The 12679-nt window shown below is 69.1% G+C and carries 14 protein-coding genes and 1 tRNA gene; 2 read left to right on the forward strand and 13 right to left on the reverse strand.

Going from position 1 to position 12679, the window contains the following annotated elements:
* Nucleotides 1-136 precede the first annotated feature (136 nt).
* The 12 genes from AB4Z18_RS09195 to rplU all read right to left on the reverse strand — a co-directional run bounded on the left by AB4Z18_RS09195 (nt 137) and on the right by rplU (nt 8534).
* Nucleotides 137-748: a GNAT family N-acetyltransferase gene (locus AB4Z18_RS09195; RefSeq protein ID WP_441782379.1), complete on the reverse strand. Its 612-nt coding sequence runs from the start codon at nt 746-748 to the stop codon at nt 137-139.
* Between the two features lie 85 nt (nt 749-833).
* Nucleotides 834-906 (reverse strand) — tRNA-Ala (locus tag AB4Z18_RS09200).
* Nucleotides 907-1001: 95 nt separating this feature from the next.
* Complete coding sequence (locus AB4Z18_RS09205) at nt 1002-1316, reverse strand: zf-TFIIB domain-containing protein (protein WP_441782380.1); 315 nt, start codon at nt 1314-1316, stop codon at nt 1002-1004.
* Between the two features lie 64 nt (nt 1317-1380).
* A complete protein-coding gene (gene rsfS / locus AB4Z18_RS09210) occupies nt 1381-1758 on the reverse strand; it encodes a ribosome silencing factor (RefSeq protein ID WP_441782381.1) in 378 nt (125 codons plus the stop codon).
* 64 nt (nt 1759-1822) lie between these two features.
* Nucleotides 1823-3220, reverse strand: coding sequence for a hypothetical protein (locus AB4Z18_RS09215; RefSeq protein WP_441782382.1), 1398 nt, complete (start codon nt 3218-3220; stop codon nt 1823-1825).
* Nucleotides 3217-3819 carry a nicotinate-nucleotide adenylyltransferase gene (gene nadD / locus AB4Z18_RS09220; RefSeq protein WP_441782383.1) on the reverse strand — a complete coding sequence of 201 codons (603 nt, stop codon included), beginning with the start codon at nt 3817-3819 and terminating at the stop codon, nt 3217-3219. Before nadD ends, AB4Z18_RS09215 begins: the two co-directional genes overlap by 4 nt.
* A gap of 12 nt (nt 3820-3831) precedes the next feature.
* Nucleotides 3832-4068, reverse strand: coding sequence for a hypothetical protein (locus AB4Z18_RS09225; protein WP_441782384.1), 237 nt, complete (start codon nt 4066-4068; stop codon nt 3832-3834).
* Nucleotides 4069-4121: 53 nt separating this feature from the next.
* A complete protein-coding gene (locus tag AB4Z18_RS09230) occupies nt 4122-5402 on the reverse strand; it encodes a glutamate-5-semialdehyde dehydrogenase (protein ID WP_441782385.1) in 1281 nt (426 codons plus the stop codon).
* Nucleotides 5403-5411: 9 nt separating this feature from the next.
* On the reverse strand, nt 5412-6275 hold the full coding sequence (proB, locus tag AB4Z18_RS09235) for a glutamate 5-kinase (RefSeq protein WP_441782386.1): 864 nt from the start codon (nt 6273-6275) through the stop codon (nt 5412-5414).
* The gene (obgE, locus tag AB4Z18_RS09240; protein WP_441782387.1) at nt 6272-7840 is read right to left on the reverse strand and encodes a GTPase ObgE; all 1569 of its coding nucleotides are present in this window, start codon (nt 7838-7840) and stop codon (nt 6272-6274) included. Before obgE ends, proB begins: the two co-directional genes overlap by 4 nt.
* Before the next feature lie 102 nt (nt 7841-7942).
* Nucleotides 7943-8200 (reverse strand): 50S ribosomal protein L27, encoded by a 258-nt coding sequence (gene rpmA, locus AB4Z18_RS09245; protein WP_441782388.1) that lies wholly within the window; start codon nt 8198-8200, stop codon nt 7943-7945.
* Nucleotides 8201-8225: 25 nt separating this feature from the next.
* Nucleotides 8226-8534, reverse strand: coding sequence for a 50S ribosomal protein L21 (rplU, locus tag AB4Z18_RS09250; protein WP_441782389.1), 309 nt, complete (start codon nt 8532-8534; stop codon nt 8226-8228).
* 300 nt (nt 8535-8834) lie between these two features.
* Here rplU and AB4Z18_RS09255 point away from each other — a divergent pair, with 300 nt between their 5' ends.
* Complete coding sequence (locus AB4Z18_RS09255) at nt 8835-9110, forward strand: DUF4031 domain-containing protein (RefSeq protein WP_441782390.1); 276 nt, start codon at nt 8835-8837, stop codon at nt 9108-9110.
* Nucleotides 9111-9189: 79 nt separating this feature from the next.
* Here the strand turns inward: AB4Z18_RS09255 and AB4Z18_RS09260 are convergent, their stop codons facing one another.
* Nucleotides 9190-11733, reverse strand: coding sequence for an Rne/Rng family ribonuclease (locus tag AB4Z18_RS09260; protein WP_441782391.1), 2544 nt, complete (start codon nt 11731-11733; stop codon nt 9190-9192).
* Nucleotides 11734-12039: 306 nt separating this feature from the next.
* On the opposite strand from AB4Z18_RS09260, the gene AB4Z18_RS09265 reads away from it, so the two are divergent.
* A complete protein-coding gene (locus AB4Z18_RS09265; RefSeq protein ID WP_441782392.1) occupies nt 12040-12657 on the forward strand; it encodes a vitamin K epoxide reductase family protein in 618 nt (205 codons plus the stop codon).
* The last annotated feature ends 22 nt before the right edge of the window (nt 12658-12679 follow it).

Below are 12679 nucleotides of genomic sequence, written 5' to 3' on the forward strand. Positions count from 1 at the left end.
GAGTGGCCTTCGACGCTCCGGCTCCCCAGGGCCCGAGGTTCGCACGATGCCTCCCGATGACTCGTGACGCGAACGCGCTCACGGTAGCACCCGGCGGACAGGTGCACCACTGATCCTCAGGACGGAGGCGACCCGGTCAAGTGGGTGGCACGTCCCGCCACATGGTCGAGACGGCCGCGTCGTCAAGTACCGCGCGGAAGCCGCCGAGAGTGCGGAAACCCGCGCGCTCGTACCGGTGGTCGTTCGCGGGATTCGTCGACTCCAAATACGCCGGAAGCCCGACGGCGTCGAACTCCGCCAGATTCTCGGCCAGCAGACGCTGCCCGATCCCCTGCCCGCGATGATCGGGATGCGTCGCCAGCAGACTCAGGTACATGTGCGGTTCGGAGTGCGGGTGGCTCGCGTCGAACCGCTCCCAGAGCAGCTGGTAGGCCGCGAACCGTTCGGGCGCCAGAGTGCGTGCCATCAGCGCATCCACCTCGGCCTCTTGCGCGCTCGTCAGCTCGTCCACTCCGGGCGGGAGCCACACGGCGACGGTCGCCGCCTCACCGGCAGGCCCGTCCTGCACGTACACCGTCCGGTGGGCGATGGCGCCCTCGACAAAGTACCTCCAGAACCGTTCCAAGTGACCCGTGCTCCCGTCGGGCGCGCTGAGCGCCGGACCCCACACGGGATCGTCGCGGAAGGCCAGGGCGATCGTCGCCGTGACAGCATCCGCGTCGGCGGCTTCGGCGATCCGTGTCTCCATGGAAAAACTGTAGTTCCAGGCACGGACAAGGACGCGAAAAACCCCCGGTGAGCAGCTATCTCGCTGCTCGCCCGGGGGCGATGGGTGGATCTGAGGGGACTCGAACCCCTGACCCCCTGCATGCCATGCAGGTGCGCTACCAGCTGCGCCACAGACCCAGAGTGTGATCCGTTTCGGCCCTTTCGGACCTCCCGGAACAACTCATTCAGACTACTACATCGCGCGCACCAGAAAAAACTGAGTGGCGCTCGCGTCAGTCGAACAGCTCGCTCAGCCAGTTCTCGCGCTTCTTCTTGTAGGGGCGCTGGCCGTACTGATCATGGTGAGGCTCACGGCGCTGGTCGCGGTACGACTCGTCGCGGTACGGCTGGTCGCGGTACGGCTGGTCGGCGTACTGCGGTGCGGACACGGGAGCGGAGGGAGCGAGAGGAGTGGTCCCCGCGCGGTCGATGATCTTGTCGAGTTCGCCGCGGTCGAGCCAGATGCCGCGGCACTCCGGGCAGTAGTCGATCTCGATGCCGTGCCGCTCGCTCATCACGAGGGTCGCATTGTCGGTAGGACACTTCATGCGCCCATCCAATCGGGCGACCATGAGAGAGTTCTCAGGCGAGCCCGAGAGAACGCTGGTAGCGCTACTCGGCCCGCTCATGGACGGGCAACTCGATCGGGAGCGTCGGGCAGTCCTTCCAGAGGCGCTCGAGCGCGTAGTACATGCGGTCCTCCTCGTGGAAGACGTGCACCACCAGGTCGCCGAAGTCGAGAAGGATCCAGCGGCCCTCCGCCTTGCCCTCGCGGCGCAGCGTCTTCACGCCGGCGTCGTTCAGGCGGTCCTCCACCTCGGAGGCGATGGCGATGACGTTGCGCTCGACCCGACCGCTCACCAGCAGGAACGCATCCGTCAGTGGGAGCGGTCCCGATACGTCCAGGGCGACGAGGTCTTGCCCGCCCTTGGAGTCGGCGGCGGCCGCGGCCACCTGCAGGATGTCGCGGGCGTGCTGGGATGCGGTCACGGACGGCCCTCCGGTCGCGGTCGGTACGAGAGTGGTGCGGGGGTGAAGGAGGACGAGGGGATGATCAGAACACCTTCAGCACGTAAGCGGCCACCAGAAGGCCGATGACGCCGACGGCGAGCACGCCTGCGGCGACCATGAGGACCACGGGAAGCAGATTGCCACGCTTCTTCGGCGGCGCGATCACCCCGCGAGTGGAGGTGTGGGTGCTGATGGCGCGCGACGCGCGAACCGGCTGCACCTCGGAGGTGTTGAACTCGTTCTCCTCGCCGTCGAGCAGACGGTCGAGGTCGGACGAGTCGATCCGGTCGGGGTGCGCCCCGGTCGCGCCCATGCCGCGCGGCAGGTCGATGGACCCGGTCACCAGGATCTCGCCGGTGCTGGTCAGCGGAGCCGTGTTGTTCGGCTGCGGGATGACGGGCAGGATCAGCGCATTGGTGGTGGTCGCGGCCGTCGACTGGCCGACGTTCCGTGAGGTGATCGGCTCCTTCTGGTCGTCCAGCTCGGCGGCGGTGGACCAGTGCCCGGTGGGCGGCGTGAAGGGGCGGCGCTCCTGCGCGGCGGTGTCCTCTGCGCGTACGGCCGGCGCCTGCGTTGCCGAACCGTTGTCGACGGACGGCGCGGCAGGCTCGGCGGCCTTCGCCGCGGCCGACGCACCGAAGGCGGCGAACGGGGACGTGCCGCTCTGGGTGACCGTCGTGTCGCTCTGCGCTGTGCGTGACGCAGCGGGGGCCGACGACGGCGTGAGGGGCGCGAACGGCCAGGCAGACTTCTCGTTAGCCGGAGCGGCGGCCGCAGCAGCAGCCGGGGGTTCTCCAGTCGAAGCGGCCGCCGCTCCCCCGCCATCCCGTGCAGGAGCCGGCTCGTCGGTCTTCGCCGCAGCGTCCGCGTCGGGAGTGAACGTCACAGGGAAGACGGCCTCGCCTGCGGCGACCGGATGGTTCGCCTGGGCGTTGGCCTCCTGAGCCTGCAGCATGGCGCGCAGCTCGCGCCGGGTGAGGGTGCGCTCGCGCGAGTCGTCACCGCTGGACGTGCTCGCGGGGCTCGGCTGCTGAAGGATCGCCATCGGCTGGGTCACCGGCTCCGGCTGGGAGGCGTCGGGAGCCTGGCGGAAGAGGTCGAACGAGTCGCGCGACGGTGAGGTCACGCCGGGCTCGGCGAAGGCGCTTGCCGGGATGGCGGGACGCTCGGGCACGACGGGGCGCTCGGCAGCCTTCTCGGTCTCCTGCGCTGCTGCGGACTCGGGCTCGACAACGGCAGGTTCGACGGCACCCTCCTGGGCTTCTGCCTGCTCGACCTCCGCGGGGTCGCGCGGTGGAACGTTCGTGGTCACATCGGGGATCTGCCCGGCAGGGGTCGGCTCGGCCGTGCCCGCTCGTCGGGAAGCGGAGCGCTCGAACTCCCTCGCCTGTCGCCGCGTCTGCGGCTGGCCCGTCGGCGGCTGTTCAGGCCACGATGTCATGCCACGCTCCGATACAGATGGTGTTTGGAGATATATTGAACGACCCCATCAGGCACGAGGTACCAGACCGGGAATCCCCTGCTCACCCGGCTCCGGCAATCGGTCGACGAGATCGCCAGGGCCGGAACTTCCAACAAGCTTACGTCTTGCTCCGGTAATCCAGAAATACTCAAGTCGTGTCCCGGGCGACTCACAGCCACGAAGTGCGCGAGCTCCCACAGCTCGGCCACGTCGCGCCAGCTCAGGATCTGCGCGATGGCGTCGGCGCCCGTGATGAAGAAGAGCTCGGCATCCGGCCGCTCGCGGTGCAGGTCGCGCAGGGTGTCGATCGTGTAGGTAGGCCCGTCGCGGTCGACGTCCACCCGGCTGACGGTGAACTGAGGATTCGATGCCGTCGCGATGACGGTCATGAGGTAGCGGTGCTCCGCCGACGTGACCACGCCCTTCTGCCAGGGCTCACCGGTCGGGACGAAGATGACCTCGTCCAGGTCGAACGACTGCGCGACTTCGCTGGCGGCGACCAGGTGGCCGTGATGGATCGGGTCGAAAGTGCCGCCCATCACGCCGATCCGCGGCCGGCCCGTCTCCGTCAGCTCCATGCCCGCGGTGGGTCAGTGCCCCTGGTTCGGGTGTCCGGAGCCGTGGTGCGTGGCTCCCGGCGCGCCGGCGTGGGCCGCGGCGTCCGGTGCGGAGCGGTGGCTGTGCCGGTTGGCGACGTCCTTGAAGCTCCAGGCGACGAAGGCGAGGGAGATGAAGATCACGATGGCGATGGCACCGAACATCCACGTGGGCATCGGCAGCTCGACGTGGGTCTCCGCCTCGGCGAGGACGGTCGTCAGAAATGACATCGTGCGTAATCCTTTCTCCGGGCGGGTGGCCCGTCGTCAAGTCTAGCGGTCGGCTATGCGCGGATCTGGCCGGACCCGCGGACGATCCACTTGGTGCTGGTCAGTTCGGGCAGCCCCATCGGGCCGCGAGCGTGCAGCTTCTGCGTCGAGATGCCCACCTCGGCGCCGAACCCGAACTCGCCACCATCGGTGAACCGCGTGGAGGCGTTCACCATCACCACGGCGGAGTCGACCTCTGCGAGGAAGCGATCGGCGTTCACGACATCGTTGGTGATGATCGACTCCGTGTGCCGAGTGGAGTAGCGGCGGATGTGCTCCATCGCCTCGTCGAGGTCGTCGACGACCTTCACCGAGATGTCGAGGCTCATGTGCTCGGTCGCGTAGTCTTCGTCGGTCACCGGCACCGCGTCCTCCGCGAACGGCAGCGCACGCTCGTCGGCGTGGATGGTGACACCCTCGGCCCGGAGGGCGGCGAATACCGGCGGCAGGAGCCGCTCCGCCGCGTTGCGGTGCACCAGCAGCGTCTCGACGGCATTGCAGACGCTCGGCCGCTGGACCTTGGCGTTCCGTACGATGTCGACGGCCCACTCCTCATTCGCGGACTCGTCGAGCACGACGTGGACGACGCCCGCGCCGGTCTCGATCACCGGGACGGTCGACTGGGTGACGACGGTCTGGATCAGCTCCGCACTCCCGCGCGGGATGAGCACATCCACGTAGCCGCGGGCCGTCATCAGCTCGGCAGCGCCCTCGCGACCGAAGTCGTCGATCGTCTGCACGGCGTCGGCGGGAAGCCCGGCACTCGCGAGCGCCTCCTGCAGCACCCGGACGAGCACACGGTTGGTCTCGATGGCGGCGCTGCCTCCCCGGAGCACCGCCGCATTGCCGCTCTTGATCGCCAGCGCGGCGATGTCGATCGTGACGTTCGGGCGCGCCTCATAGATCGCGCCGACCACACCGAAGGGGACGCGCACCTCGGTGATCTTCACCCCGTTCGGCAGGGCGCTTCCGCGCACCGCCTGGCCGACCGGGTCGGTCAGACCGACCACTTCGAGTACTGCATCGGCGAGGCCCTGCAGCCGCGCCGGGCTCAGGCTGAGCCGGTCGAGCAGACCCTTCGACAGGCCGTTCTCGCGCCCATTGGCGAGGTCGAGCTCATTGGCGGCGAGGATGTCGCCGGAGGCGGTGAGGACGCCGTCGGCGATGGCGCGCAATGCGCGGTTCTTCTGCTCCGTGTTGGCCGTCGCGAGAGCCCGCGAGGCCGTCTTGGCAGCGGCGAGCCGCTCGTAGAGGGAGAGCGCCGTTTCGGGCGCCGCACCGGTGATCTGGGACATGCGTCGATTCTAGGACGCGGCCGAGTCCGAAGTGACGGTCGTGACGGAACCTGTGGAGAGCTGGCCGCGGGCGTCGTTGGGGACGGAAGCAGTCGGCGCGGGTGCGAACCAGGTGCCGACCCTCTCGCCCCGCAATGCCTGGGAGACCAGCGACGTCGCCGTGAGGACCACGGCCGTGCCGCGCTCCGCGGCCTGCCGCGCCGCGGAGACCTTCGTCACCGCTCCCCCGCTGCCGACGCCCGAAAGCCCCGTCGAGCCGATCTCGACGCCTTCGAGCTCGTCATCCCAGCCGACGTGCTCGATGCGCGCAGCTCCCGGCTCGTGCGGCGGCCGGGTGTAGAGCGCATCCACGTCCGACAGGAGCACCAGCACGTCGGCCTGCACCAGCAGCGCCACGAGTGCAGCCAGGCGGTCGTTGTCGCCGAAGCGGATCTCGTGCGTCGCGACCGTGTCGTTCTCGTTGACGATCGGCAGGATGCGCAGGTCGAGCAGCCGCTCCATCGCCCGCTTCGCATTGCTGCGGTGGGTCGGGTTCTCCATGTCGCCGGCGGTCAGGAGCACCTGTGCTGCGACGATCTCGTACCGGTCGAAGCTGTCCTGGTAGCGGTAGATCAGCACGTTCTGCCCGACCGCGGCGGCCGCCTGCTGGGTGGCGAGGTCGGTCGGACGCTCGGACAGCGACAGGTACGGGATGCCGGTGGCGATGGCGCCGGAGGACACGAGGATGACCTGCGTGCCCCGGCCATGCGCCTCGGCGAGGGCATCGACGAGCGGAGCGATCTGTCCCGCGTTCTCACCGCTGATGGACGATGAGCCCACCTTGACGACGATGCGCCGGGCGGACGGGATCTGACTGCGGTCGTCGATGGTCATCCCTCGGTGCTCTCCTCGTCTCCGTCGCGCCGGTCGGTGCCGGCGACGACGTTGTCGTCGTAGCTGTCGTCCTGCCAGAGGCCCGCCTCGCGCTCGCGCCGCAACTCTTCGCGCGCGGCCGCCTTGGCGTCCATCCGCTCGAAGTAGTCCTCGCGGCGCTGGTTGCGCGTCGGCCGGCCGTTCATGTCGAGGCGCGTGTCCGCGCCGCGCGGAGCGGTGATCAGTTCGGCGGTCGAGGTCAGCGTGGGCTCCCAGTCGAACACCACGCCGTTCTCACGGCCGATCACGACGGTGGAACCGGCGATGGCGCCCGCGCGGACCAGCTGGTCCTCGACGCCCAGCTTCGCCAGCCGGTCTGCCAGATAGCCGACGGCCTCATCGTTCGCGAAGTCGGTCTGCGCCACCCAGCGCTCGGGCTTCGCGCCCAGGATGCGGTAGACCGGCCCATCGGAGCCGCCCTCGACCTTCACGACGAAGCCGGAGTCGTCGACGGCCTTCGGACGCATGACGATGCGCGGCCGCGACTCTTCGAGCGCCGCCTGCTCGACGCGCGCCTGCTCGACGATCTCGGCCAGGGCGAACGACAGCGTGCGCAGGCCCTCATGGCTGACCGTCGAGATCTCGAACACGCGGTAGCCGCGCTGCTCCAGCTCCGGACGGACGAAGTCGGCCAGCTCACGGGCGTCGGGCACGTCGATCTTGTTGAGGGCGATCAGCTGCGGGCGCTCCAGCAGCGGTTTCTGTCCCTCCGGCACGGGATACGCAGCGAGCTCGGCGAGGATAACATCCAGGTCGCTGAGCGGGTCGCGGCCGGGCTCCAGCGTCGCGCAGTCGAGCACGTGCAGCAGGGCGGAGCATCGCTCGACGTGGCGGAGGAACTCCAGCCCCAGCCCGCGACCCTCGCTGGCGCCCTCGATGAGGCCAGGGACGTCGGCGATGGTGTAGCGAACCTCGCCCGCCTGCACGACACCGAGGTTCGGGTGGAGGGTCGTGAACGGGTAGTCGGCGATCTTCGGCTTCGCGGCGGACATCGCGGCGATGAGGCTCGACTTGCCGGCGGACGGGAAACCGACCAGCGCGATGTCGGCAACGGTCTTGAGCTCGAGGAGGACATCGCCCTCCCAGCCGGGGGTACCGAGCAGCGCGAAGCCGGGTGCCTTGCGCTTGGGGTTCGCCAGCGCTGCGTTGCCGAGACCGCCGATGCCGCCGGGGGCGACGACGACGCGCATCCCGGGCTCCGTGAGGTCGGCCAGCTCGACGCCGTCCGCGTCCTTCACGACGGTGCCGACGGGGACGGGCAGCTCGAGGACCTCGCCGGTGTGGCCGCTGCGGTGGTCACCCATCCCGAAGCCGCCGTTGTCGCTCGAACGGTGCGGTGCGCGGTGGTAGCCGAGCAGGGTGGTCACCTGCGAATCGGCGACGAGCACGATGTCGCCGCCGTTGCCGCCGTTCCCGCCGTCGGGGCCGGCCAGCGGCTTGAACTTCTCTCGGCGGACCGAGACGCACCCGTTGCCGCCGTTGCCGGCGCGCAAGTGCAACGTCACGCGATCAACGAACGTCGCCATGGTGCTCTCCTACTTCTTCACTGCTCCTGCGTTGTCCCGCAGAAATGGCGGATGGGCGGGCCGAAGCCCGCCCATCCGGAAAATGGTTCTCGTGGACCCGGCTCAGGCCGAGGCTTCCACGATGTTGACGACCTTGCGGCCGCCCTTGTTGCCGAACTCGACCGCACCGGCGGCGAGGGCGAAGAGGGTGTCGTCGCCGCCACGGCCGACGTTCACGCCGGGGTGGAAGTGGGTGCCGCGCTGGCGGACCAGGATCTCACCGGCGTTGACGGTCTGGCCGCCGAAACGCTTCACGCCGAGGCGCTGCGCGTTGGAGTCGCGGCCGTTGCGAGTGGAGCTTGCTCCCTTTTTGTGTGCCATGGTGTCTTCTCCTCGAGAGCTTCGACTACTTGATGCCGGTGATCTTGACGCGCGTGAGCTCCTGGCGGTGGCCCTGACGCTTCTTGTAGCCGGTCTTGTTCTTGAACTTCTGGATGTGGATCTTCGGGCCGCGGAGATCCTCCAAGATCTCGGCGGTCACGGTGACCTTGGCCAGGGAGTCGGCGTCGGAGGTGATCTTGTCACCGTCGACCAGCAGCACCGGCGCGAGCTCGACCTTGCCGTCCTTGCGGGCCTTGATACGGTCCATCGTCACGATGGTGCCGACCTCGACCTTCTCCTGTCGGCCACCGGCGCGCACAACTGCGTAAACCACTTGTCAGTACCTTTTCGTCGGGGAACAGCTCCCGGCGATGCCGCGGACCTGGTCCTGCTCTTCTACTCTTCTGGATGTCACTGGTCTGATTGTCACTGCCGAGCCGTGCCGGCAACGCTTGCGACCGACGGCTCTCAGAAAACCATGATGGCTGCGCGAGTCAAGCCCGGCACACACCAACGGTCAACTTTACCCGACAGCCCGTATCCCGTCAATTCAGCGCACGTCCGTTCGGCGCGAGTCGAAGGGGGCGTCAGGCCAGCCGGCTCCTCCAGTGGAACCGGTTCCTAGAATCATTGTATGACGGTCCTGATCGATCCCCCGGCATGGCCGGCGCACGGCATGTTGTGGTCGCATCTGGTCAGCGACGCGTCGCTCGACGAGCTGCATGCGTTCGCCGCCGCCAACGGCGTGCAGCGGCGTGCGTTCGACCTCGACCACTACGACGTGCCGGACCGTCGCTACGACGAACTCGTGGCCGCGGGGGCGCATCCCGTCTCCGGCAAGGAGCTCGTCTCGCGGTTGATCGCCAGCGGCCTGCGCGTGCGCGCGCGTGACCGCGTTCGCCGCCACTGAGGGTCGCGTCCCGCAGACGAATGGTCCCGACACGCCGTATCGCTGAGGCGGGATACGGCGTGTCGGGACCAGTGGATGCTTACTCGCCCTTCGGGGCCAGCTCGCCGCCGGCGATGACCGTGGTGCTGGCGCGCCGGCTGCGGCCGCGGCCCTGACCCGGCTCCTTCGGCGCCGGGAGGGCGTCGAGCACGGAGTCGAGCAGCAGCTCCGCGTCGTGGGGCAGCGTGCGCGAGGGGGCAGGCGCGGCGGCCGGCTCGGGGAGGTCGAGCAGCGGGACGATCGGCTCGGCCGGAGCGCTGGCGGCGGTCTCTTGCTGCGACGCGTCCGACGTCGGCGTGGCCGCAGCCTCCGGCGCAGCGTCCGCCGTGGCGGCCTCCGCCTGCTGCCGGTCGGCGCCGCCCTTGCCCTTGCGGCGGCGCTTCTTGGTGGCGGTCACCTCGGTGAGCGTCACCTCGGTGACGCTGATCTCCTCGGACTCCGCAGCCTGGGCGGCCTCGGCAGCCTTCGACTCCTCGTCATGGTGGATGGTCGACGCCGCGATCTTGGCGAGCGCGTTCTTCGCGTCGTCCGTGATGGCGTGGGTGCCGCTATGACCGGCCCCGTTTCCGTTGCCGTTCCCGTTCGAGTTGCCGTTGCCACTGTTCGAGCCGCCGTTGCCACGGCCCCGGCGGCGGTCGCTCTGCGGCTGCTGCTGCTGCGGCTGGCGGTGCTTCACGACGGGGTCGTGGTGCACGACGACGCCGCGCCCGGCGCAGACCTCACAGGCCTCGCTGAAGGTCTCGAGGAGTCCAAGGCCGAGCTTCTTGCGGGTCATCTGGACGAGGCCGAGCGAGGTGACTTCGGCCACCTGGTGCTTGGTCCGGTCGCGGCTCAGGCACTCCACCAGGCGGCGCAGCACCAGGTCGCGGTTGGTCTCGAGGACCATGTCGATGAAGTCGACGACGATGATGCCGCCGATGTCGCGCAGCCGGAGCTGACGGACGATCTCCTCCGCCGCCTCCAGGTTGTTCTTGGTGACCGTCTCCTCGAGGTTGCCGCCGGAGCCGACGAACTTGCCCGTGTTGACATCCACGACGGTCATCGCCTCGGTGCGGTCGATCACAAGCGAACCACCCGACGGCAGCCACACCTTGCGCTCCAGCGCCTTCTCGATCTGCTCCGTGATGCGGTACTCGTCGAACGCGTCGCGCTCCCCCGTGTACGGCTCCACCCGGTCGAGCAGGTCCGGTGCGACCTGGCGCAGGTAGTTCTCGATGGTCTGGCGCGCGTCGTCGCCGGCGATCACGAGCTTCTGGAAGTCCTCGTTGAAGACATCGCGGATGATCTTGATCAGGAGGTCCGGCTCGCTGTGCAGCAGCGCGGGAGCCTGCTGCGTGTCGACCCGGGTGCTGATGTCGGTCCACTGCGCCGTGAGGCGGTTGACGTCGAGCGTCAGCTGCTCCTCGGTGGCGCCCTCGGCGGCGGTGCGCACGATCACGCCGGCGTTCTCGGGCAGCACCTCCTTGAGGATCTTCTTGAGCCGCGAACGCTCGGTGTCGGGCAGCTTGCGGCTGATGCCGTTCATCGACCCGCCCGGCACGTACACGAGGTAGCGACCGGGGAGCGAGATCTGGCTGGTCAGCCGGGCGCCCTTATGGCCGACCGGGTCCTTGGTGACCTGCACGAGGACGCGGTCGCCGGCCTTCAGGGCCAGCTCGATGCGGCGGGGCTGGTTGCCGGTCTCCACGGCATCCCAGTCGACCTCTCCTGAATACAGGACGGCGTTGCGGCCACGGCCGATGTCGACGAACGCCGCCTCCATGCTCGGGAGCACGTTCTGCACCCGGCCGAGGTAGACGTTGCCGATGAGCGACGCCTCCTGCGAGCGGGCGACGTAGTGCTCGACGAGGACCTTGTCCTCCAGCACACCGATCTGGATGCGACCGCCCTTCGAGCGGACGATCATCTGCCGGTCGACGGACTCGCGGCGGGCGAGGAACTCGGCCTCGGTGATGACGGGACGGCGACGGCCGGCATCGCGGCCGTCACGGCGGCGCTGCTTCTTGGCCTCGAGGCGGGTCGACCCCTTCACCTTCTGCGGCTCGGTGATCAGCTCCGGCTCGCGGGGCGTGCGTACCTTGACGACCGTGTTGGCCGGGTCGTTGGTGCCCTCACGGCCGGTCTCGCCCGCACGGCGGCGGGCGCGACGGCGGACACCGCCTGCGGGTTCCTCGTCCTCGCTCTCGGGGAGCGGCGGAAGCGGCAGCGGGTCGGGTGCCTGGAAGAGCAGCGTGGTCGGCGGGAGACCGGGCGCGGCTGCTGCCGCGATCGCCTCGGGCTCCCCGTGCTGGTCGGGCAGAGCCGGAGGCTCGTGCGCGGCGGCCGCAGCTGCGGCATCCACCTCGGGCAGTGCCCCAGGGGCGGCATCGGCGGTCGCCTCAGCAGTGGACGTGCCCTGCGCGTCCTGCTGCTGCTCCCGCGAAACCTGCGGCTCCGGAAGGTCCTGGGTGTCGGAAGCGTCGCCGTAACCGGCCAAAGGAGCCTTCCTCACCACGCGTCGCGTGCCGAAGAGCCCCTTGCGCTTCCGTCCTCCAGTCTCCGTGTCGTTGTTGTCCGTGTTGTCGATATTCTCGTTATCCACCATCGCTGGTGCACTCCTCGACCGGTGCGGTTCCCCGCTCACCGGGTACTCTCCGTCGGGAGGCGGCGCGCGCGGCGCCTCCCTCAATCCTGTTCGGATGCCTCCGGGCTCGTGGCGCGGCCTGCATCCGGCTATGTCATTCGCCGGCCTTCACGGCCGGCACTTTCACGGACGCTCGGGGCGCCCTCAAGCCTTCTGTCGGTGCTCCCGGCCTCGGCCGGGACGACTGCTGCAACGATTATCGCACGGGCGCGGGCCGGTGCGGGTCTCTCTCAGAACGACACGCAGGCTGCATGCCATAATCCGAGGGTGTCAGACAGTCCAACAGAGGCCGCCTACCGCCGCCCGACCGCTCTCGCCGTCTTCCTCATCATCGCCGGACTGATCGGCCTCTGGGCCGCCTTCATGCTGACGGTGGACAAGTTCCACCTGCTGGAGAACCCGGATGCGCAACTCTCCTGCAACTTCTCGGTGCTCGTGGGCTGCTCCAAGAATCTGAACTCGCCGCAGGGGGCGGTGCTCGGTTTCCCGAACCCGCTGCTCGGGCTCGGCGGGTGGACGGCCGCGATCGCGGTCGGCGTCGGCCTGCTGGCGACGCGGGCGCGCTTCGCCCGCTGGTACTGGATCGCGTTCAACGTGGGCGTCCTGCTCGCCCTGGTGCTGGTGATCTACCTGATCACCCAGTCGCTGACCGTGCTGGATGTGCTGTGCCCGTGGTGCATGGTCACCTGGCTCGTGACGATCCCGACCTTCTGGGCGGTGACCCTCTACAACCTCAAGGAGGGCAACATCCCGCTGCCGGAGCGGGCGCGCGCGTTCTTCCGCGCCCTGTACGGCTGGGTGCCGCTGATCACCATCGTCTGCTACGCGATCGTCGCGGTGCTGGCCCAGATCCAGCTGGACTGGATCCACCGCGCCTTCGTCTGACCCCGCGCGTCACTCCCGCGGC

The sequence above is a fragment of the Leifsonia sp. 2TAF2 genome (genome assembly GCF_052115085.1).
GTDB lineage: Bacteria > Actinomycetota > Actinomycetes > Actinomycetales > Microbacteriaceae > Leifsonia.